Source organism: Micromonospora sp. NPDC005194, from assembly GCF_040608335.1.
Lineage (GTDB): Bacteria > Actinomycetota > Actinomycetes > Mycobacteriales > Micromonosporaceae > Micromonospora.
Window position 1 is genome coordinate 151760 of record NZ_JBEXIA010000007.1, and the last position, 20191, is coordinate 171950.

A 20191-nucleotide genomic window follows, 5' to 3' on the forward strand; every position below is an offset into this window, starting at 1 on the left:
CCGCGGTTTGCTTGAACCCGAGTCGATCAGGGCGACGGGTTCACTCCTCGGGCGGCAGGTCGGCCACGCCGACAGTGAGGCGTACCCGGCCCTGCGCGACGGCGGCGATCCGGTCGGCCGGCACGTAGACGGCACCGACGGCCGAGTCGGTGGACACCTTCAGGTAGCCGGTGTGCAGCAGCCGCGCCGCCAGGTCGGCCGGAACGTCCGGCTCGTCGACAGCCGTCGCCTCGATCAGCTCGTCCAGGCTGCTGCCCGGGTCGGCGGTCGGTGTCTGCACGGTCACCGCGTTGGGGTCGCCCCGCTGGACGAGGTCCACGGTCCCGACCTCGGTGCCGGCGGAGTCGATCACCGACATCCCGGTGGTGATCCGCGAGATGGTCGCCTGCTGCTCGTCCTGCTGGTCCATCCCTCAGCGGTTCCCGGGGTCGTGCGCGGCTAAACGCCGTCGGCCTGCTGGTGGCCGGCGCGGAGGCGAGAGGTCCGGAGAGCGGTATACCTCAGAGGAATATTCATACCTCAGAGTCATAACCGTCGAAGGCAATACCGCCTCCAAGGCTCTGCGACGATGGCGGGCGACAGACCGGGATACGAGCGCTCCACCGCGCACCTGCGCCACCCGCGCACCGCGCACAGCCCGCCCATTCAGCTGTTCGGGAGCGTCCAGCTGCCCGGTGGGCGCGGGGACAGTTCCCGCCAGGTGTCCGGGCCGTCGAGCAGCGCCCGGACGGTCTCCTCGGCCTCGTCCGCGCTGCCGTACTCGTAGAAACGGGAGATGCCCTCAGCGCCGCCGGCCCGCTGCTCGACGTGCCACCGGTCGGCGTCCACCCGCAGGAAGACGTCCCGCCGGGCCAGTCGCCCCCACTTCCCGTTCCACCAGTGCTTTCGCTGCTCCATGGCGGGACTCTATCGAACACACGTACGAGAAGGTGCGGCCCCTGCGGGAATCCCACAGGGGCCGATGTGCATCCGCTCGGATCAGCGCTGCGCCGGCGGCTCGGTGCGGCGGCCCAGCACGTCGTCCAGCGCCCCGCGCTGCTGGCCGGGGGTCGTGTGGCCGGCGGAGACCAGCGCGTCCCGGATCTCGGTGAGCAGCTTGACCTCCTCGCTGGGCGCGGAGGGCGGCGGCTCCTCGCCCCGCTTGCGCCGCTCGGCCAGCCGGTTCATCGGGTAGACGACCAGGAAGTAGAGCGCCAGCGCGGTCAGCAGGAAGGTGATCACCGCGTTGACGAACGCCACCCAGTCGAACGGGATCTCCCGGAACGTGGGGACCGAGCCGGTGAGGCCGTTCTTGTTCCCGGTGATCAGCACGATGATCACCCGGACCAGCGGTTCGAGGAACGACTTGGTGAGCTGGGTGACCACGCCCGTGAACGCGGCGCCGATGACGACACCGACCGCCAGGTCGACGACGTTGCCGCGCATGATGAAATCTTTGAAGCCCTTGAGCATCCGTACTCCCGAGGTGTCCGGTTTTCCGTCCGGCACAACCTATGCCCCGGGGGCGGGCTCCAGAAAAGCGCCGGCTTCGATCGCCGCCCGGCCCGCGTCGCCGGCCCGGATCGCCTCGACCAGCCGGGTGTGGTCGACGTAGCGCTCGGGCGTGAGCGCGCCTCCCATCGCCTGGGCGACGGTGCTGCGCAGGGCCGCGCCGACCGAGGCGTACAGCTCGGCGAGCATGGTGTTGTGCGCGGCGGCGACCACCGCGACGTGCAGGGCCGCGTCGGCCTCGACGAACGCGTCGACCCGGCCGCCGCGCCAGGCCGCCTCGCGCTCGGCGAGCGCGCCGTCGAGGGCCGCCAGGTCCTCCGGTGTACGCCGCAGCGCGGCGAGCCGGGCGGCCTCCACCTCGAACGCGCGCCGGACCTCGATGACCTCGGTCATCCGGTCGTCGCCCAGTCGGCGGGCCACCACCGGCGCCAGCTCGTCGGTGGACACCACGTACGTGCCGGAGCCCTGCCGGCACTCCAGCACCCCGGCGTGCACGAGGGCGCGGACGGCCTCGCGGACCGTGTTGCGCCCGACACCCAGCGCGGCGACCAGCTGTGGCTCGGTGGGGATGCGCCCGCCGATCGGCCACTCGCCGCCCAGGATCCGGGCCCGGAGCTGCTCGATGGTCTGCCGGACGCGGTGCCCGCGCGGCGGCACGGCGGCCTGGTCGCGGGGCGGCGCCGACGGCGCGGAGGGGGAATCGACCGACGGTGGCACTGGTTACATCACCGGCCCTAAATTCATCCCATGATTGTAGGTTAGAGGTCATGACCCCGCCACCCACCGCCGCTCCGGCCCCGCCCGCTCCCGCCGCCGTCGACATCCGCCCGACGCGCGACCCCGGGGGCCGGCGGACGCACCCGGCGACCGGTGGCGCGCTCGTGCTGGTCGGGATGCTGCTGGTCGCGCTGAACCTGCGTGCCGTGGTCACCAGCCTCGGCGCCCTGCTCGACGAGGTCCGCGACGGGCTGGGTCTCTCCGGCACCATGGCCGGTCTGGTCACCACCCTGCCGACCATCGCGTTCGCCGGCCTGGGCGCGCTCACCCCGTGGCTGGTCCGCCGGGTGGCACCGGCCCGGGTGCTGGTGGTCGCCATGCTCGCCCTCGCCGTTGGCCAGGTGCTGCGGGTCGCCACCGACTCGGCCTTGATCTTCGTGCTCACCAGCGCGCTGGCGCTGTCCGGCATCGCGGTCGCCAACATCCTGCTGCCGATGCTGGTCAAGCAGCACTTCCCGCACCGCACCGGCCTGGTCACCGGGGCGTACACCATGACGTTGACGGTGGGCACCACGGTGGCCGCCGCCTCCGCGGTGCCGATCGCGCACGCCTTCGGGTCCTGGCGGGCCGGGCTCGGCGTCTGGGCCGCGATGGCCGCGGTGGCCGTACTCCCGTGGGTGCCGCTGGCGCTGCGGACCCGGGCGGGCGCGCGGCGGGCGACCCTGACGGCGGCCGTCGCCACGCCGGCGCGGGTCCGGCCGGCGCGGACCCGGCTCGGTTGGGCGATGGCCGTCTACTTCGGGGCGCAGTCGCTCAGCGGGTACGCGATCATGGGCTGGCTGGCCCAACTCTTCCGCGACGCCGGTTACCATCCGGAGTCGGCCGGGCTGCTGCTCGCCGGGGTGACCGCGCTCGGCGTGCCGATCGCGTTGCTGATGCCCACCCTGGCCGGTCGGCTGGGCAGCCTGCGTCCGCTGGTGCTCGGGTTGACCACCGCTTCCGCGCTGGCCTACCTGGGGTTGGCGCTCGCACCGCACGGCGCCGCGCTGCTCTGGGTCGCCCTCCTGGCGATCGGCCAGGGCGCGTTCCCGATGATCCTGACCGCCATCGGTCTACGCGCCCGCACCGCCGAGGGGACCGTCGCGCTCTCCGGGTTCGCGCAGAGCACCGGGTACGTGATCGCCGCCCTCGGCCCGCTGCTGGTCGGCATCCTCTACGAGGCCACCGGCGGCTGGACCGCGCCGATCGGGTTCCTGCTGGTCGCACTCGCCGTGCAGACGACTGCGGGCATGGCGATCGCTCGTCCCCGGTACGTCGAGGACGAGTAGGTCGCGACAGCGATCAGGAGGACGCCGGGGTGGGTTCGCCGGCGACGGCCTCATCCACCGTCGGGTAGGTGTGCAGCACCTCGACGAGCCCGCTCACCTCGAGGATGCGCAGCACCCCGCGCTGCGGAGCGGCCAACCGCACCACACCGCCGGCCTCGTCACAGCTGTTCTTGGCGCGAACGAACACCGACAGACCGGTCGAGTCGCAGAACGAGACGTCCGCCAGGTCGAACACCAGCCGGTTACGGCCCTTGTCGAGCAGGTCGGTGATCTGATCCTGCAACTGCGGTGCGGTTGCCATGTCCAGCTCGCCCGCGACTGACACGACGACCACGTCGCCGCGTTGTTCCGTGTGCACCGTCAGGGACATTCGCCAGACCTCCTGTTATCGGGGGAACGGTATCCCACGACCGTGATCCGACGCAGGACGGGAGCCGGCATCCGGTGGCCATCATCATTCCATTGCTACGGAGCAAGTAGTTGCGCGGACCCCGGTGATAGAGTCCGGCCGGTCCAGGTCGAGGGGGGTTTTCACGATGGCGTTGAACGCCGAGGAAAGTGGTCGGCTCGCCGCGCTGCTGGGCGGGCATGCCGAGCAGGTCACGCAGCGGTGGACCGACATCGTTGCCAGCTCGCTGCGGGGTCGGCTGAGTCACGCCGAGCTGCGCCGGCAGGTCGAGGACCTGCACCGTGCCATCGTCGGCACCGGTGAGCAGGGCACGATCGACCTGTCCGCCGAGCACGCCGCGGAACTGCGCGCCACGCTGTCCGAGCTGTCCCGGGGCAGGGCCCGGCAGGGCTTCTCCGCCACCGAGACGACGATCAGCGTCTTCGCGCTCAAGGACGTGCTGGCCGACCTGGTGCAGGAGTCCGGCGGCGCCAACGCGCTGCACGACTACGTCGCCTTCTCCAAGCTGGTCGACGAGCTGGGCCTGTTCACCTTCGAGAGCTTCGTGCGCACCCGCGAGAGCCTGATCGCCGACCAGGCCGAGCAGCTGCTCGAACTCTCCACCCCGGTGGTCAAGCTCTGGGAGGGCGTGGTCGCCGTCCCGCTGGTCGGCACCCTGGACTCGGCCCGCGCCCAGGTGGTCATGGAGCGCCTGCTGCAGACCCTGGTCGACACCGGCTCCCCGTACGCGATCATCGACATCACCGGCGTCCCGGCCGTGGACACCCAGGTCGCCCAGCACATCCTGAAGACCGTGGTGGCCGCCCGGCTGATGGGCGCCGACTGCATCATCTCCGGCATCCGTCCGCAGATCGCGCAGACCATCGTGGCGCTCGGCATCGAGTTCGGCGACATCGCCACCAAGGCGAGCCTGGCCGACGCGCTGCGGCACGTGCTGCGGCTCAACGGGGTGGAGACCGCCCGTCGCCAGCCACGCCGGGGCGTCTGATGGAGCGCGTGCCGATCCTCAAGATCGGTGACATCCTGCTCGTCTCGATCCAGCTGGACATGTCCGACCAGACGGCGGTCCAGCTCCAGGACGACCTCGCCGAGCGGATCGTGGCCACCGGCTGCCACGGCGTCATCATCGACATCACGGCGCTGGACATCGTCGACTCGTTCGTCGGGCGGATGCTCTCCACCATCGCGTCGATCTCCAAGGTGCTCGACGCCGAGACGGTGGTGGTCGGTATGCGACCCGCCGTCGCCATCACCCTTGTCGAACTGGGGCTGTCGCTGAACGGCATCCGTACCGCGCTGAACGTCGAGCGCGGCATGGAGCTGATCGCGGCGGCCCGCGCCGACGAGCTCGACCTGCAGCTCGACGACGATCCGGACGCCGAGACGGCCACGCCGTGACCGCGGGCGTCGACCTGGGCCAGCCGCAGGCGCAGTCGGTCCGCAGCGATGAGGACGTGGTCCGCGTCCGGCAACTGGTCCGCACGGTGGCGGTCGCCGTCAAGCTGTCGCTCGTCGACCAGACCAAGGTGGTCACCGCGGCGAGCGAGCTGGCCCGCAACACCCTGGTGTACGGCGGCGGCGGCACCGTGGAGGTGACGATCGTGGACAACGGTCGTCGCAAGGGCGTCCGGATCATCTTCGCCGACTCCGGCCCCGGCATCGCCGACCTCAACCTGGCCCTGACCGACGGCTACACCACCGGCGGCGGCCTCGGCCTCGGGCTCAGTGGGTCCCGGCGACTGGTCGACGAGTTCGAGATCGAGACGTCGGCGGAGGCCGGCACGCGCATCACGGTGACCAAGTGGTCGCGGTGAACGGGGACCCGGTCACCGACAGCGGCATCTGGTTCCGGGTGGAGGCCGGCAGCACCGCCAGCGCCGTACGACGGGCCGCGGAACGCCTCGGCGAGCAGATCGAGATGGGTGCGGCGCGCATCGCCGACCTGGCCATCGTCGCCGCCGAGTTGACCAGCAACCTCGTCAAGCACGCCGACAACGGTGTCCTGCTGCTCCGGCCGGTCCGCCGCGCCGGGCAGGCCGGCGTGGAGCTGGTGGCCATCGACTCCGGGCCCGGCATGGCCGACCTCGCCGTCTCGTCCCGCGACGGGCACTCCACCACCGGCACGCTCGGCATCGGCCTGGGCGCCATCGTCCGGCAGGCGAGCTGGTTCGACGGGTACTCCCTGCCCGGCCGGGGCACCGTCCTCGCCGTGCAGGTCTGGCCGGCCGAACCGGCCCACCCGTCCTGGGCCGGTGCCCTCACCCGGCCCCTTACCGGCGAGACGGTCAGCGGCGACGGGTACGCCGTCCGGATCGCCGACGGCCGGCACCAGGTGCTGGTCAGCGACGGGCTGGGGCACGGGCCGCTGGCCGCCGCCGCCACCGAGGCGGCGCTCGCGGCCTTCCGCGACGCCCCGGCCAGCCCACCGGCAGCGGTGGTCAGTCACCTGCATCGGAGCATGTCGCACACCCGCGGCGCCGCGCTCGCGGTCGCCGAGCTGGCGGCCGGCGTGCTGCACTACGCCGGGCTGGGCAACATCAGCGGCGTGATCGTCGAGGGCGACGGCCAGCGCCGGGGGCTGGTGTCGCTGCCCGGCATCGCCGGGCACCAGCGTCCGACGGTCCGGGGCTACGACTACCCGTTCGGACCGGGCGCCCGGCTGGTGATGCACAGCGACGGCGTGGCCGACCGTTGGCGGTTGACCGACTACCCGGGCCTCGCCGAACGATCCCCGCTGGTGATGGCGGCGACCCTGCTGCGCGACGCCGGCGTCCGACGCGACGACGCCTGCGTTCTGGTCGCGAGGTCGTGGGCATGAGCGCGGAGCCGGCCGCGCCGCCGCTGCTGCAGATGGCGCTGCGGGTCGAGCAGGACATCTTCGTCATCCGCCAGCGTGGCCGCGAGGTGGCCAACGTGGTGGGCCTCGAACGCCAGGACCAGGTCCGGATCGCCACCGCGCTCAGCGAGGTCGCCCGGGACCTGCTGCGTACGACCGGCGGCGCGGACGTCACGTTCCACATCGACGCGGGATCCGACGGCCGGTTCCACCTCCGCGCCGACCTGGCCCCGGTGGCCCCGCTGCCCGACGGCCGGTACGAGCCGCAGTCGGGTGCGGTCTCCCGACTGGTCGACACACTGAGCGTGTCGACCGTCGAGGGGGTTACGGTCGTACGGATGTCCCGAAGAGTCCCGGCCAACGCGCCGACACCAACTCCGGAGCGGCTTGCCGAGTTCCGTGCGGAACTCGGCCGCACCGCCCCGGCCAGCGCGCTGGATGAGCTGACCGTGCAGAACGGCCAGCTCATCGCGGCACTCGACGAGGTACGCAGCCAGCGCGACGAGCTGGCCGTGCTGAACGAGGAGCTGGCCGAGACCAACCGCGGCGTGCTGGCGCTCTACAACCAGCTCACCGAGGAGTTGGAGGAGACCAACCGGGGGGTGGTCGCTCTCTACGCCGAGCTGGACGAGAAGTCGGCCCAACTGCGCGCCGCGAGCGAGTCGAAGAGCCGCTTCCTGGCCAACGTGAGCCACGAGCTGCGCGCCCCGGTCACCGCGATCATCGGGTTGGGGCGTCTGCTCGCCGACTCCGCCTCCGACCCGCTCACCGCCGAACAGGCCCGCCAGGTGGGCCTCATCCGCTCGTCGGCGGAGGACCTGCTCGGGCTGGTCAACGAACTGCTGGATCTCGCCAAGGCGGAGTCGGGCCGTATCGAGCCGGACTGGGCGGACGTGGATCTGCGCCCGGTCTTCGGCCAACTGCGCGGCACCATGCGGGCGCTGGCCACCCGGCCGGAGGTGGAGCTCACCGTGGAGGAGCCGACCGCGCCGGCCGTGCTCCGCACCGACGAGGTGCTGCTCGGCCAGGTGCTGCGCAACCTGCTGCACAACGGGTTGAAGTTCACCGAGCGTGGCGAGGTGCGCCTGCGCGTCCGGCAACGCGACGACCGGTGGAACTTCGAGGTCAGTGACACCGGCCCGGGCATCGCGCCCGAGATGCACGATCGGATCTTCGAGGAGTTCTACCAGGTGCCGGGGGCGACCCGGGTCGGCGGCACCGGCCTCGGCCTGCCGTACGCCCGGCGGCTGGTGACCCTGCTCGGGGGCACGCTGGAGCTGGCCAGCGAGCCGGGCCGGGGCAGCACATTCACTGTCTCCCTGCCCACAGGCGGAGCGTGACGGTGGACGGCGGCCCGGCGACCGTCCTGGTGGTCGATGACAGTCGGACCAAGCGTTACCTGCTGGTCAGTTGGCTGACCCGGGCCGGGTACACCGTCCTCGAAGCGGAGAGCGGCACCGAGGCGCTGGCCCGCGTCGAGACGGACCGGATCGACCTGGTGGTGCTCGACGTCCGGCTGCCCGACCTGAGCGGCTACGAGGTGTGCGAGCGGATCAAGGCGGCACACCCGGTGATGCCGGTGATCCACGTCTCCGCGCACGCGGTGGACGTCGCCGACCGCGCCCAGGGGCTGACCCGGGGAGCGGACGCGTACCTGGCCGAACCGATCGAGCCCGAGGAGCTGATCGCCACCACCCGGGCGGTCCTGCGGTACTACCAGGCCCGCAAGCGTGCCGAGCTGCTCGCCGAGCGGCTGCTCGTCCTCGCCGACACCACAGTCGCGGTGCACGCCGCGTCGACCTTCGCACGGCTGCTGGAGGTCGCGGCGGAGGGGGCCGCGCAGATCTTCAAGAGCCCTGCCGCCGTGATCGCGGAGACGTTCGACGGTGACTGCATCGCCGGCATCTGCGCCGGCCCCGGCGCCGAGGCCGCCATCGTGCCCTGGGTCGTCGACGACACCGGGGTCCCCACGGGCGCCACGGTCAAGGTGGAGGCCCCGGCGAACTGGGCGCTGCTGACCTGGCCGGCGGACGACTCGGTGACCGTGGCCGCGGCTCGACTGCGCGAGGACCGGGCCCCGCTGTACGTGGTGGTGCCCACCGCCACCCAGACCGCCCGAACGCCGGTGCTCGTGCAGCTCGCGCAGGCCGTGGCGGCGGCGGTCGAGGCTCAGCGCTCCTTCGACGAGGAGCACCGCATCGCCGTCACCCTCCAGCGCAGCCTGCTCCCGCGCAGCCTGCCCACGGTGGCCGGACTTGACTTCGCGGTGCGCTACGAGCCCGCCAGCGCGCAGACCGAGGTGGGCGGCGACTTCTACGAGCTGGTGATGCTCGACGGGCACCTCCTGCTGGCGATCGGCGACGTGGCCGGCCACTCGCTGCACGCGGCCACCGTGATGGCCGAGCTGCGGCACGCGGTGCGGGCGTACGCGGTCGAGGGGCACCAACCCGGCGAGATCCTGCACCGGGTCAACGAGCTGATGCGGACCCTGCTGCCGAACGAACTGGCCACGCTCTGCGTCCTGCTGCTGCACCCGCCGACCGGGCGGGTCCGGCTGGCCAGCGCCGGTCACCTGCCCCCGCTGCTGCACCAGAACGGCAAGGTCGAGTTCGTGCAGCACTCGGCGCCGCTGCTCGGCGTCCGCGCGCCCCGACCGGCCGACCTGGAGTTCGTCCTGCCGGCCGGTGCCACGCTGGTGTTCTACACCGACGGGTTGATCGAGCGCCGGGACGCCACCATCGACGAAGGGCTGGCCGCACTCGCCGCGGTGGCCGCCACCGTGGACGACAACCTGGACGAGTTCTGCGCCCGCCTGCTGGTGGAACTGGCCCCATCCAAGATCCAGGACGACGTCGCCGTGGTCGTCCTGCGCCGCCGCTGAGCGGGCGGCACCCGCAGGGCTGCTCGGTGGTCGCTGCCCGGTGGTCGCGCGTGCGGCTCAGTGCACCGAGCGGGCGTACGCGGCTGGTGACACTCCGGCGACGGCGGTGAAGTCGCGGACCAGGTGGGCCTGGTCGCTGTAGCCGAGGGTGGCGGCGAGGCCCGCCCAGTCGAGCGGAGCCCCGGCGGCCCGCTCGACGGCCTCCTGGAGGCGGTAGCGGCGGATCACCCACTTCGGACCGACCCCCACGCACTCGGTGAAGAGCCGCTGTAGCCGCCGGACCGGAACGTCGTGCCGCGCGGCGAACTCGTCGACGCGCAGCACCGTCCGGTCGGCCCGGATGGACTCGGCCAGCCGGACGGCCTCCGCCGCGGCCGGGTCCGGGTCGGGCGCCCACGCGGTGAGCGCCGCGTCGAGCGCGCGACAGCGGTCGCTGTCGCTGCCCGCGCAGACGGGATGGGCGGGACGGGTCAGCCGGCCGGCGGGCAGTGGCAGTCGAGGTCCGGTCAACTCGGCCACCGACCGACGCCAGAACGGGTGGAAGCCGCCAGGGCGGAACTGGATCCCGCAGACCCGGCCGGTGCCGGTGAGCGTGATCCGGAACAGGTCGCGGCCCACCCCGGCCACCTCGCCGGCCTCCGCCGCGTCGCCGTCGCGGTCACTCGCACCGTCGCTGCGGAACACCACGTTCACCGCCGGGTGCGGCACGACCCGTTGCTCGAACGGCGCGCTCAACGTCCAGTCGATCAACCAGTAGTGCTCGACCCACTCGCGCAGCGGTTCGGCCGGCAGGTGCCGCCGGAAGCGGACCTCGCGCAGCAACCGCGCCGGGTCGAGAATGCCCCGGCTGTCGCCGCGCGGTCGCTGTCGCATTTCTTCAAGACCACCCTCATACGCTGGCCGTATGGCCACTCAGACTAGCGATCTGCTGGCGGCTGCCGCGCCGCGAACCGTCGACGTGGTACGCGGCATCGCCGACGACCAGCTCGACCTGCCCACTCCGTGCCGCGACTACGTGGTCCGTGATCTGCTCAACCACCTGTTCGAGGTGGTGGTGAACTTCCAGGAGCTGGCCGAGAAGAGGCCGGTGGAGTGGGCCGAGAAACCCGACCACCTGGACGACGGCTGGCGGGACCGGTTCGCGGTCGAGACCGACCGCCTGATCGCCGCCTGGTCGGACCCGTCGACGCTGGAGGGCGTCTCGCCGGGCATGGGGCTGCCGCAGACCGTCGTCGGCGGCATGGCCCTGCTGGACCTGATCGTGCACGGCTGGGATCTCGCCGTGGCGACCGGCCAGCCCTACCAGCCCGCCCCGGAGGCGGTGACCGAGCTGCACGCCCTGGTCGAGCGGCTGGGCCCGACCGCTCGCAAGATGGGCGTCTTCGCCGACCCCACCCCAACCCCACCCACATCCACGCCGGCCGTCACCACGCCCGACCTGGACCACCTCCTGACCCAGACCGGCCGAACCCCCACCTGGCCCCAAACCCCCTAACCCCACCCACCCCCCACCCTTCGCCCCGGTGATCAAGAGGTTTGCGTCATCAGCGGGGCGAAATCTGACCCAAACCTCTTGATCACCGGCGATCAGGGTGGTTGGGGAGGGGGTGGGTGGGTGGTTGACTTGGGTATTCGCTGGGTGAATAGTGGGCCGGGTGTCCACGCCGCATGTGCTGCTCGGGTTGCTCGCTGGGGGCAGCCGGCACGGGTATGAGCTCAAGCGTGCGCATGACCAGCGGTTGCCGCGGGCTCGGCCGTTGGCCTTCGGGCAGGTCTACGCCACCCTCGGCCGGCTGGAACGGGACGGTCTGGTGGCCACCGCGGGTCAGGACCGCGCCTCCGGGCCGGACCGCACGACGTACGCGCTGACCGACGAGGGCCGGTCCACGCTGGATCACTGGCTGTCCACGGTGGAGCCGCCGATGCCGTACGTGGCCAGCACGCTCTTCGCCAAGGTCGTGGTGGCGCTGCTGGTCGCCGACGTCGACCGGGCGCGGTCGTACCTGGTGGCCCAGCGCGCCGCGCACACGGCACGGCTGCGGGAGCTGACGGCGGTCAAGACCGACCCGACCGCCACCCTCAACGACGTGGTCGCGGCCGACTTCGCGATCGCCCATCTCGACGCGGACCTGCGGTGGCTGCACACCACCCTGGGCCGGGTCGCCGACTGGCACCGGGAGGTGCACGCGTGACGCAACTCCAGGCTCGCGGCGTGGTTCGGGCGTACGGTCCGACGCCCGCGCTGCGCGGTGTGACGCTCGACGTGGCCGAGGGCGAGATCGTCGCGGTCACCGGTCCGAGTGGCTGCGGCAAGTCGACCCTGCTGCACTGCCTGGCCGGGATCCTCCGGCCCGACGCGGGCGAGGTCACCTGGCGCGGCCACCGGATCGACACCTGGTCGGAGGCGGCCCGGTCCCGGCTGCGGCGCACCGAGTTCGGCGTGCTGTTCCAGTTCGGGCAGCTGGTCGCCGAGCTGACCGCGGCCGAGAACGTGGCCCTGCCCCTGCTCCTCGCCGGCACGGGGCGGCGAGAGGCACGGACGGCGGCCCTCACCTGGCTGGAACGGTTCGGGGTGGCCGACCTGGCTGACCTCCGGCCGGGTGAGATGTCCGGCGGTCAGCAGCAGCGGTGCGCCACGGCTCGGGCGCTGGTCACCGAGCCGCGGGTGCTCTTCGCCGATGAGCCGACCGGCGCGCTGGACACGCTCACCGGCGAGCAGGTGCTCATCCAGCTGGTTCGGCTGGCCCGCGAGCAAGGCACGTCCGTCGTGCTGGTCACGCACGAACCCCGTATCGCCGCGTACGCCGATCGGGAGATCGTGCTGCGCGACGGCCTGGTGGACCACACCGGCCTGGGGCTCGACGTGCCGTTGGCGGGTGGCGCCCGGTGAGGCCGGCGACGCTGGTACGGCTCGCGCTCGCCGGCAACCGGACGGACACGGCGCGGGTGGTGCTGACCGCGCTCAGTGCCCTGCTGGCGACGCTGGCCGGGCTGGCGGCGCTCACCGTGCTGGCCATCCAGAAACCGCCCGGCGACGCGCGGGCGGAGTCCGAGCAGTACCGCAACGCGCTGCTGAGTGAGCCGGGACTGCGCGGGGGGACGGCCTTCGCGCTGCTGATGTTGGCCGTCCCGGTGCTGGCGCTGGCCGGCCAGTGTGCCCGGCTCGGGGCGCCGGCCCGGGACCGGCGCCTCGCCGCGCTCCGGCTGGCCGGCGCCACGCCCGGTCAGGTCACCCGCCTGGCGGTGCTGGAGACCGGCCTGGCCAGCCTGCTCGGCACCCTCGCCGGGCTGGGCGTCTACCTGGCCGGCCGTGAGCTGCTGCACCGCCCGGACGAGCAGGGTCGGCTGGCCCTGCCCACCGACGTGCTGCCGTCGGTCGGCGCGCTGGTCGCGGTGGTGCTGGGTCTGCCGGTGATCGCGGCGCTGGCCACCGCCCTGATGCTGCGCACGGTCACGACCAGCCCGCTCGGGGTCAGTCGCAAGGCCGCCCGCGAGCGGGGTCCGCGCCCCTGGGCCGGGCTGCTGATCGGCCTGGGTCTGGCCACCTTCGTCGTCGTACGCCCGGTGGTGTACCAACTCGACGGGAACGACGCGGTGCTGGGCTGGCTGGTGCCGCTGTTGTTCCTGGTGGGTGGGCTCACCGCGATGATCGGGGTGGTCGTCGGCACCGGCTGGATCTCGCACACCTGCGGACGGTTGCTGCACCGGCACGCCCGCGGTGCGTCGGCGCTGCTCGCGGCGGGCCGGCTGATGGCCGACCCGTGGGCGGGCAGCCGGACGTTCGCCGCGTTGCTGGCCGCCGTGATCTTCGGTGCCGGCGCGGCGGCACAGCGCGCCTACTTCGTCGCACAGGACGAGGTGGAACGGGAGCAGAACCGGCTCGCCGGGGTGGACGCGGGCACCAACCCCTTCTACCTGTCGACGATGGATCTGGTCGACGCCGCGGTGGCCGTGGCGGTGCTGATCGCGGCGGGCGGCCTGATCGTCGCGCTGGTCGAGGGGATCGTCGCCCGCCGACGGGCCTACGCGGCGCTGGTCGCCACCGGCGTGCCCCGCAGCACGCTCAGCGCATCGGTGGCCTGGCAGGCGCTCACCCCGGCCGTGCCGGCGATCCTGCTGGCGCTCACCGTGGGCTTGCTGCTCGGCCGAGGGCTCTTCCAGAGCATCACCACGAGCGGGTCGTCGATCGAGGTCTGCGACGCCACGGCGGCGCTCTGCGACGATCCGGCCACCCGCAGCCAGTACACACGGATCGTGCAGACCGCCGGGGTGGAGAAAGCGATCGCCGTACCCCTGGAACAGCTGGCCTGGCTCGGCGCCGGCGCCCTGGCGGCGGTGCTGGTGACGGTCGGCGTCGGCCTGCTCTTCCTCAGGGTGAGCACGGCGGTGGACGAGCTGCGGACGGCCTGACCGACGAGGTGGGGTCGGCCGTCGGTCGGTCAGGTCGGGGCGTGGAACAGGCCGGCGGACCAGGAGATCAGCAGGCCGACGGCGGCGGAGCAGCAGCAGACGACCAGGGCGGCGGCCACCACCCCCAGGATCATCCACGCGGACATCCGGCGGGCCGCTCCCGGGTTGTCCGCATCGGCCTCGTCGCTCACTCCGGGAAGTCTAGGCGCGCATGATCGCGCAGTTTTCCTGGATGTGGTGGCCTCGACGGCAGAGTGAGGCCACCACGTCCGAGATCAAAGCGTCAGGCGCGACCGAGGCGGTCCAGGATCCAGGCGTTGATGAACGCCTCCTCGCGCCAGGCGTCGTAGCGACCGCTCGGGCCACCGTGCCCGGCACCCATCTCGGTCTTGAGCAGGTAGTCGCCCTGCGGTGCGGTCGCCCGCAGCCGCGCGATCCACTTCGCCGGCTCGGAGTAGAGCACCCGCGTGTCGTTGAGGCTGGTCACCGCGAGGATCGCCGGGTAGTCCACCGCCGCGACGTTCTCGTACGGCGTGTACGACTTCATGTACGCGTAGACCTCGGGGTCGTCGAGGGGGTTGCCCCACTCCTCCCACTCGGTGACGGTGAGTGGCAGCGACGGGTCGAGGATCGAGGTGAGCGCGTCCACGAACGGCACCTGCGCCACGATCCCCGCGAACGCGTCCGGGGCGAGGTTGGCGACCGCGCCCATCAGCAGCCCACCGGCCGAGGCGCCCCGGGCGACCAGCCGGTCGCTGGCCGTCCAGCCGGCCTTGACGAGGTGCCGGGCGCAGGCGACGAAGTCGGTGAAGGTGTTCTTCTTGGCCAGCATCTTGCCCTGGTCGTACCAGCGCCGGCCCAGCTCGCCACCGCCGCGGATGTGCGCCACCGCGAAGACCACGCCCCGGTCCAGCAGGGACAGGCGGGCCACCGAAAACCACGGGTCCATGCTGGCCTCGTACGAGCCGTAGCCGTACAGCTCGCACGGTGCCGAGCCGTCCCGGGGCGTACCGACCCGACAGACCAGCGAGATCGGCACCCGCGTGCCGTCGTCGGCGAGCGCCCAGTCGCGGTGCTGCTCGTACTCGGCCGGGTCGTACGGCCGCCCGTCCGGCCCGGGCAGCACGGGCTTCTGCTTGCGCAGCACCATCTGCCGGGTGACCAGGTCGAAGTCGTACACCGAGTCTGGGGTGACCAGCGAGGAGTAGCGCAGCCGGATCTGCCCGGTGCGGTACTCCGGGTTGGCGTCCAACCCCACGCTGTAGAGCGGCTCGGGGAAGTCGATGTCGTACGAGTCGTCGCTGCCGACCGGCAGCACCCGCAGGCCGGTGAGCCCGTCGGTGCGCAGCGACACCACCAGGTGGTTCGCGAACGCGTCGACCGCCTCCAGGCGGGTGCCGGGGGTGTGCTCGATCAGCGGCACCCAGTCGCCCGGGGCGTCCGCCGAGGTGAACGCCAGCGCGAAGTCCTCCGCGCCGTCGTTGTGCAGGATCAGGAAGCGGTGGCCGTGGTGCTCCACGGCGTACTCGACGCCCTGCCGGCGGGGCGCGATCACGGCCGGCGCCCCGGTGGGGTTGCCGGCCGGGATCACCAGCACCTCGCTGGTGATCTTGCTGTGGATGTCGACGAGGATGAACTTCTCCGACCGGGTCAGCTCGACGCCCACCCAGAACCGCTCGTCGTCCTCCTGGTGGACCACCACGTCGTCGGCGGCCGCGGCGCCGACGGTGTGCCGCCAGACCCGGTTCGGCCGCCAGGCGTCGTCGACCGTCACGTAGAACAGCACCGACGCGTCGGCCGACCAGGCGGTGCCGTAGAACGTGTCGGGCACCTCGTCCGGCAGCAGCTCGCCGGTGCTCAGGTCCTTGACGCGCAGGGTGAACCGTTCGTCACCCGAGAAGTCGGTCGAGTACGCCAGCCAGCGCCCGTCCGGGCTGACGTCGAACGCGCCCAGCGAGAAGAAGTCGCGCCCCTCGGCCAGCAGGTTGCCGTCGAGCAGCACCTCCTCGCCGTCGAGCGGGGCGCCGTCCGCGCTGACCGGCGGGTCGGTCTCGCCGTCGCGGACCGCGCGCCGGCAGTGCACCCCGTACTGCTGGCCCTCGATCGTCCGGGTGTAGTACCAGTGGCCGCCCTTGCGGGTGGGCACGGACAGGTCCGTCTCCCGGGTCCGCTGGCGGGTCTCCTCGAACAGCTCCGCGCGCAGGGCGGCCAGGTGCGCGGTGCGCTCCTCGGTGAACGCGTTCTCGGCGGTCAGGTAGGCGATCGTCTCCGGGTCGTCCTTGGCGGCGAGCCAGGCGTACTCGTCGACGACGGTGTCGCCGTGGTGGGTGCGCTCGGTGGGCACCCGCTTCGCCGCGGGCGGGGCAGTCTCGGTGGTCACGGCGGCCACGTTACCGGCCGGCTCACCCCGCGCGCCGGACCAGCGGCATCCCGAAGGCCATCACCACGGCTTTCGAACACATGTACGATAGCCGGCATGGCGGCAGCAGCGAGTTCCCTCGGCCGGTCCGGAGCCCTCGAGATCACCCGGCGACTGACGGCGATCTGCGGTCCGCCGTTCGCCCGACTCGCCGGCCCGGCCGACGAGGTCGCCGGGCGTCCGGCCCGCTGGGTGGCGGTGCCCGGTGGCCCGCACGCCGCGGCCGAGGTGCTGCGGCTGGCCGCCGTGCACGATCTGGCGGTGGTGCCCCGGGGCGCCGGCACGAAGATCGACTGGGGTGCCACCCCCACGCAGGTCGACATCATGCTCGACACCGGCCGGCTGGCGGGGATCGGCCACGAGCCGGTCGGCGCGCCGGTGGCCGAGGTGGGTGCGGGCACCCCGCTGCGGGCGGTGCAGGCCACTCTGGAGCGCACCGGGCAGCGGCTCGCGATGGATGCCCCGTCGCCCGGCGCGACGCTGGGCGGGGTGCTCGCCGCCGGGGAGGCCGGGCCGCTCCGGCACCGCCACGGCAGCCCGTGCGACCAGCTCCTCGGCGTCCGCTACCTGGGCGCAGACGGTGAGCTGGTCAGCGCCGGCGGTGGCGTACCCGGGCTCGACCTGGCCCGGCTGCTCTGCGGCTCGCAGGGCGCCCTCGGCGTGCTGGTCTCGGCGAGCCTGCGGGTGCAGCCGGTGCCGGCCAGTCGGCTCTGGGTGTCCCGTCCGGTGTGGACGCCGCTGGAGGTCCACGACCTGGTCCGCGCGATTCTCGCCGCCCGACTGGAGCCGGCGGCCATCGAGCTGGACCTGCCGGGCGGGCCGCCCAGGCCGCGCACCGCCTACCCGCCCGGCCACCCCGCCGCCACCGCCCGCGAGCGCCACCCGTCGATGTCCGGCCGGTCCAGCGCCCCGTCCCGGGCGGGCAGCCTGGTCGTGCTGCTGGAGGGTGGCCCGGCCGAGGTCACCGAGCGCGCTGAGCGGCTGGTCGGGCTGCTGCACGGTGAGGCGACGGTCGCCCACTCCGCCCCGCCGTGGTGGCGGCGTTACCCGTTCGCGCCCGGCGACACCGCGCTACGCCTGGAGGTGCCGATCAGCGATCTCCACGCCGCCGTCTACGCGTTGCGGGACGCGGCCGGCGCTCCCGTGCCGGTGCGGGGCTCGGCCGGGCTGGGCGTGGTGCACGCAGCCCTACCCGGCGCGGTGGCACCCGACCGAGTGGCATCCATCCTGGCCGCGGTCCGTGGCGTGCTGCTGGCCCGACAGGGTCGCTGCGTGGTCGTCTCCGCCCCCGCGGCGGTGCGCCAGGCCGTGGACCTCTGGGGTGAGCTGGCCGGCCTGGCCCGGCTGCGGGCCGCCAAGGAGCACCTCGACCCGGAGCACCGCCTCGCCCCCGGCCGCCTCCCCGGCGGCCTCTGAGCCGGGATCGGGCGTGTCGGCGTCAGCCTGCGTCGTTGCGGAGCACCAGCACGGCGATGTCGTCCCGGGGCGGCTCGACCGAGAAGTTGATCGCGGCGGCGCGTAGGCGGGCGGCGACCACGTCCGCCGAGTAGCCGGCCAACGGCGCTGCCGCGTCCCGCAGCCGGTCGGTGCCGAACAGCTCCCGGCCGCGCCGCCGCTCGGTGACCCCATCGGTGTAGAAGATCAGCGAGTCACCCGGGGCGAGCGTGATCTCCGCCGTGGGCGAGGTGATCGTGTCGAGCAGGCCCAGCGCCGTGCCACCGGTGCCGACGAACCGGGCGCCGCCCCCACCGGCCAGCAGCACCGGCCGGTCGTGCCCCGCCAGGTGCAGGGAGACGTCCAGGCGGTCACCGTCACCCGGCCCGACCGCCGCCAGGGCCAGCGTGCAGTACCGGCCGCCACCCCGTTCGACAAGCGTCTCGTTGAGCCGGGCCAGCGCCTCCGGTAGCGGCTTGCCGTCGCCGACCAGCACCCGGATCACGTCGCGGACCAGCCCGGTGACCGCCGCTGCCTGGACGCCCTTGCCCGAGACGTCCCCGATCACCACCAGCCAGCGCCCGTCGGGCAGCGGCACCACGTCGTAGAAGTCGCCACCCACCTCGGCGTCGTCGCCGGTCGGCACGTACTCGGCGGCGAAGCCGATGCCGTCCACCACGGGCAGGACGGGCGGCAGCAGGGAGTGCTGGAGCGTCTGCGCGACCCGTCGGCGCTCGGCGTGGATGCGGGCGTTCTCGATCGCCAGCGCGGCCCGTCGGGCCACGTCCTCCAGAACGGCCACCTCGTCCGGGTCGTGCCGGTGCCGTTGGTGCCGGCCCACCGCCAGGGTGCCGAGCCGCTGGCCGCGGGCGATCAGCGGGACCGCGAAACCCTCCATCGGCCCGCCGAGCGGGATCTGCGCCGCGCTGCGGGACGCCTCGCGCAGCCGGGCCTGGATCGAGTCCGGGCCGGCCTCGGCCAGCACCTTGTGCAGTTGCGGCAGCATCGACTCGTCGGCGTGGCTGGCCGCCGCCAGCCGCAGCCGGCCCCACTCGTCGGTGGTGTGCACCGCGCACCACTGGCCGAGGCGGGGCACCACCAACTGCGGGATCAGCGCCATGGTCAGCTCGACGTCCAGCGACTGGGCCAGCAGCTCGCTCGCCTCGGCCAGGAACGTCAGCCACGCCTGCCGGCGTACGTCCGCCCGGCGCAGCCGGTCGTTCTCCAGGTGCAGCGACAGGCGCTCGGCGGTGAGCACCGCCAGCGGCCGGGCGTACGCCGACGGCGCGGCGTCCAGCTCCAGCTCCCCGGCGTACGGGCGGTGCACCGTCAAAGGCACCCGGAGCAGCTCGCTGTCGGGGCGGGGCTGCCGGCCGAAACGGGCCAACAACTGTCGGCCCTGACCGTCGCCCCGGTCCAGTCGGATGGCGCCGCCGGCCGCGCCGACCATCTCGGCGACCCGGCTGAGCAGGCTGGCGGCGAAGTCGGGCAGTGGGTCGTCCGCGTACACGTCGGGGGCGGTCTGCATGAGTTCGCTCATCGCGCCGGCGCTCGGAGCCGAGCTGTCGACGGCCCCGGTGTTGCCCGCCGTCGACGTGCCGCCGGCGCTGGCCCCGGCCGCCGGCTCGGCCCCGGGCCGGTCCAACCGGAACCAGACGCCCTTGCCGGTCGGAAGGTACGTGGTGCCCCAGCGGCTCGCGAAGTGATCGACGAGCAGCAGCCCGCGACCGCGTACGGAGACCTCGTTGATCTCGGTCGCGTCGTTGCGGGTGCCGACGGTCAGCTCGTCGTTGCCCGAGCTGGGCGCGAAGTCGGAAACGGTCACGGAGAGCCCGACGTCGTCCGCGACGACCTCGATGTCCAGTTCGGTGCCGGCGTGCTCGACGGCGTTGGTGGTCAGCTCGGTGGTGAGCAGCAGCGCCTCGTTGACCAGGTCGTCCAGGTGCGCCTCGGCGAGGACGGAGCGGACGACCGCGCGGGCGGCGGCGGGCGTACGGCGGTCGGCGGGCAGGCGGACACGCCGGACGGCCCCGCTCCCGGCCCCGGCCGTCGCGGCCCCCGCCTCGGCTGACACCCCCGTATCCTCCACCGTTCCCCCACCGGGTGCCAAGCCGATGCGCGATCGGCGGAACGGACGCCGGTCGGCGGAGTGCGGTGGGTCGCGTGGCGGCGGGCACGGCGGGAGCCCGGCCACGAGATGTCACGGTGAGCAGCGCCACTCGGCGAGGTCTGTGCCGGGTTGGGCGTCGCCGGGGGGATCGCGGAG

Annotated in this window: 21 protein-coding genes; 12 read left to right on the plus strand and 9 right to left on the minus strand. The window is 73.2% G+C overall.

Annotated elements, in window-relative coordinates:
* Positions 1-40 precede the first annotated feature (40 nt).
* From ABZU53_RS08580 to ABZU53_RS08595, 4 genes are all read right to left on the minus strand, one after another.
* Positions 41-409 (minus strand): hypothetical protein, encoded by a 369-nt coding sequence (locus ABZU53_RS08580; protein WP_354853702.1) that lies wholly within the window; start codon positions 407-409, stop codon positions 41-43.
* Positions 410-645: 236 nt separating this feature from the next.
* Positions 646-897 carry a hypothetical protein gene (locus tag ABZU53_RS08585; protein WP_354853705.1) on the minus strand — a complete coding sequence of 84 codons (252 nt, stop codon included), beginning with the start codon at positions 895-897 and terminating at the stop codon, positions 646-648.
* Between the two features lie 81 nt (positions 898-978).
* On the minus strand, positions 979-1452 hold the full coding sequence (gene mscL, locus ABZU53_RS08590) for a large conductance mechanosensitive channel protein MscL (protein WP_355064723.1): 474 nt from the start codon (positions 1450-1452) through the stop codon (positions 979-981).
* A 39-nt stretch (positions 1453-1491) separates the two neighbouring features.
* Positions 1492-2208, minus strand: a complete 717-nt coding sequence (locus ABZU53_RS08595; protein WP_355064725.1) for an FCD domain-containing protein — start codon at positions 2206-2208, stop codon at positions 1492-1494.
* 176 nt (positions 2209-2384) lie between these two features.
* Between ABZU53_RS08595 and ABZU53_RS08600 the strand changes: the two genes are divergently transcribed.
* Complete coding sequence (locus tag ABZU53_RS08600; protein ID WP_355064795.1) at positions 2385-3536, plus strand: MFS transporter; 1152 nt, start codon at positions 2385-2387, stop codon at positions 3534-3536.
* A 13-nt stretch (positions 3537-3549) separates the two neighbouring features.
* On the opposite strand, the gene ABZU53_RS08605 is transcribed toward ABZU53_RS08600, so the two are convergent.
* Positions 3550-3906, minus strand: a complete 357-nt coding sequence (locus tag ABZU53_RS08605; protein ID WP_007454464.1) for an STAS domain-containing protein — start codon at positions 3904-3906, stop codon at positions 3550-3552.
* 166 nt (positions 3907-4072) lie between these two features.
* On the opposite strand from ABZU53_RS08605, the gene ABZU53_RS08610 reads away from it, so the two are divergent.
* The 6 genes from ABZU53_RS08610 to ABZU53_RS08635 are packed head-to-tail and all read left to right on the plus strand — an operon-like array spanning position 4073 to position 9662.
* Entirely contained in the window at positions 4073-4933 is an 861-nt protein-coding gene (locus ABZU53_RS08610; RefSeq protein ID WP_354853713.1) for an STAS domain-containing protein, read from the plus strand.
* Positions 4933-5343, plus strand: coding sequence for an STAS domain-containing protein (locus tag ABZU53_RS08615; protein WP_354853715.1), 411 nt, complete (start codon positions 4933-4935; stop codon positions 5341-5343). The genes ABZU53_RS08610 and ABZU53_RS08615 overlap by 1 nt, the downstream gene beginning before the upstream one ends.
* A complete protein-coding gene (locus ABZU53_RS08620) occupies positions 5340-5759 on the plus strand; it encodes an anti-sigma regulatory factor (protein ID WP_354853717.1) in 420 nt (139 codons plus the stop codon). Before ABZU53_RS08615 ends, ABZU53_RS08620 begins: the two co-directional genes overlap by 4 nt.
* A complete protein-coding gene (locus ABZU53_RS08625; RefSeq protein WP_354853720.1) occupies positions 5747-6763 on the plus strand; it encodes a SpoIIE family protein phosphatase in 1017 nt (338 codons plus the stop codon). The genes ABZU53_RS08620 and ABZU53_RS08625 overlap by 13 nt, the downstream gene beginning before the upstream one ends.
* Positions 6760-8121, plus strand: a complete 1362-nt coding sequence (locus tag ABZU53_RS08630; protein WP_354853723.1) for a sensor histidine kinase — start codon at positions 6760-6762, stop codon at positions 8119-8121. The genes ABZU53_RS08625 and ABZU53_RS08630 overlap by 4 nt, the downstream gene beginning before the upstream one ends.
* A gap of 2 nt (positions 8122-8123) precedes the next feature.
* Complete coding sequence (locus tag ABZU53_RS08635; protein WP_355064797.1) at positions 8124-9662, plus strand: SpoIIE family protein phosphatase; 1539 nt, start codon at positions 8124-8126, stop codon at positions 9660-9662.
* A gap of 57 nt (positions 9663-9719) precedes the next feature.
* On the opposite strand, the gene ABZU53_RS08640 is transcribed toward ABZU53_RS08635, so the two are convergent.
* Complete coding sequence (locus tag ABZU53_RS08640) at positions 9720-10535, minus strand: AraC family transcriptional regulator (RefSeq protein WP_355064727.1); 816 nt, start codon at positions 10533-10535, stop codon at positions 9720-9722.
* A gap of 31 nt (positions 10536-10566) precedes the next feature.
* Between ABZU53_RS08640 and ABZU53_RS08645 the strand changes: the two genes are divergently transcribed.
* From ABZU53_RS08645 to ABZU53_RS08660, 4 genes are all read left to right on the plus strand, one after another.
* Positions 10567-11157 carry a TIGR03086 family metal-binding protein gene (locus ABZU53_RS08645; protein WP_354853728.1) on the plus strand — a complete coding sequence of 197 codons (591 nt, stop codon included), beginning with the start codon at positions 10567-10569 and terminating at the stop codon, positions 11155-11157.
* A gap of 160 nt (positions 11158-11317) precedes the next feature.
* Positions 11318-11854 (plus strand): PadR family transcriptional regulator, encoded by a 537-nt coding sequence (locus ABZU53_RS08650; protein ID WP_355064729.1) that lies wholly within the window; start codon positions 11318-11320, stop codon positions 11852-11854.
* Positions 11851-12552 carry an ABC transporter ATP-binding protein gene (locus tag ABZU53_RS08655; protein ID WP_355064731.1) on the plus strand — a complete coding sequence of 234 codons (702 nt, stop codon included), beginning with the start codon at positions 11851-11853 and terminating at the stop codon, positions 12550-12552. The genes ABZU53_RS08650 and ABZU53_RS08655 overlap by 4 nt, the downstream gene beginning before the upstream one ends.
* Positions 12549-14072, plus strand: a complete 1524-nt coding sequence (locus ABZU53_RS08660) for an ABC transporter permease (RefSeq protein WP_354853737.1) — start codon at positions 12549-12551, stop codon at positions 14070-14072. Before ABZU53_RS08655 ends, ABZU53_RS08660 begins: the two co-directional genes overlap by 4 nt.
* A gap of 29 nt (positions 14073-14101) precedes the next feature.
* Here ABZU53_RS08660 and ABZU53_RS08665 read toward each other — a convergent pair whose 3' ends face one another.
* The gene (locus ABZU53_RS08665; RefSeq protein ID WP_354853948.1) at positions 14102-14263 is read right to left on the minus strand and encodes a hypothetical protein; all 162 of its coding nucleotides are present in this window, start codon (positions 14261-14263) and stop codon (positions 14102-14104) included.
* Between the two features lie 92 nt (positions 14264-14355).
* Positions 14356-16452 (minus strand): S9 family peptidase, encoded by a 2097-nt coding sequence (locus tag ABZU53_RS08670; RefSeq protein WP_355064733.1) that lies wholly within the window; start codon positions 16450-16452, stop codon positions 14356-14358.
* Between the two features lie 96 nt (positions 16453-16548).
* On the opposite strand from ABZU53_RS08670, the gene ABZU53_RS08675 reads away from it, so the two are divergent.
* Positions 16549-17907: an FAD-binding oxidoreductase gene (locus ABZU53_RS08675; RefSeq protein ID WP_355064735.1), complete on the plus strand. Its 1359-nt coding sequence runs from the start codon at positions 16549-16551 to the stop codon at positions 17905-17907.
* Between the two features lie 22 nt (positions 17908-17929).
* Here the strand turns inward: ABZU53_RS08675 and ABZU53_RS08680 are convergent, their stop codons facing one another.
* Positions 17930-19999 (minus strand): SpoIIE family protein phosphatase, encoded by a 2070-nt coding sequence (locus ABZU53_RS08680; protein ID WP_355064737.1) that lies wholly within the window; start codon positions 19997-19999, stop codon positions 17930-17932.
* Between the last annotated feature and the right edge of the window lie 192 nt (positions 20000-20191).

Bases quoted from the DNA above. Each gene is read 5' to 3' on its own strand.
- ABZU53_RS08605 (WP_007454464.1), bottom strand. From the start codon at position 3,906: ATGTCCCTGACGGTGCACACGGAACAACGCGGCGACGTGGTCGTCGTG.
- ABZU53_RS08630 (WP_354853723.1), top strand. From the start codon at position 6,760: ATGAGCGCGGAGCCGGCCGCGCCGCCGCTGCTGCAGATGGCGCTGCGG.
- ABZU53_RS08585 (WP_354853705.1), bottom strand. From the start codon at position 897: ATGGAGCAGCGAAAGCACTGGTGGAACGGGAAGTGGGGGCGACTGGCC.
- ABZU53_RS08645 (WP_354853728.1), top strand. From the start codon at position 10,567: ATGGCCACTCAGACTAGCGATCTGCTGGCGGCTGCCGCGCCGCGAACC.
- ABZU53_RS08580 (WP_354853702.1), bottom strand. From the start codon at position 409: ATGGACCAGCAGGACGAGCAGCAGGCGACCATCTCGCGGATCACCACC.
- ABZU53_RS08610 (WP_354853713.1), top strand. From the start codon at position 4,073: ATGGCGTTGAACGCCGAGGAAAGTGGTCGGCTCGCCGCGCTGCTGGGC.
- ABZU53_RS08640 (WP_355064727.1), bottom strand. From the start codon at position 10,535: ATGCGACAGCGACCGCGCGGCGACAGCCGGGGCATTCTCGACCCGGCG.
- ABZU53_RS08600 (WP_355064795.1), top strand. From the start codon at position 2,385: ATGCTGCTGGTCGCGCTGAACCTGCGTGCCGTGGTCACCAGCCTCGGC.
- ABZU53_RS08675 (WP_355064735.1), top strand. From the start codon at position 16,549: ATGGCGGCAGCAGCGAGTTCCCTCGGCCGGTCCGGAGCCCTCGAGATC.
- mscL (WP_355064723.1), bottom strand. From the start codon at position 1,452: ATGCTCAAGGGCTTCAAAGATTTCATCATGCGCGGCAACGTCGTCGAC.
- ABZU53_RS08615 (WP_354853715.1), top strand. From the start codon at position 4,933: ATGGAGCGCGTGCCGATCCTCAAGATCGGTGACATCCTGCTCGTCTCG.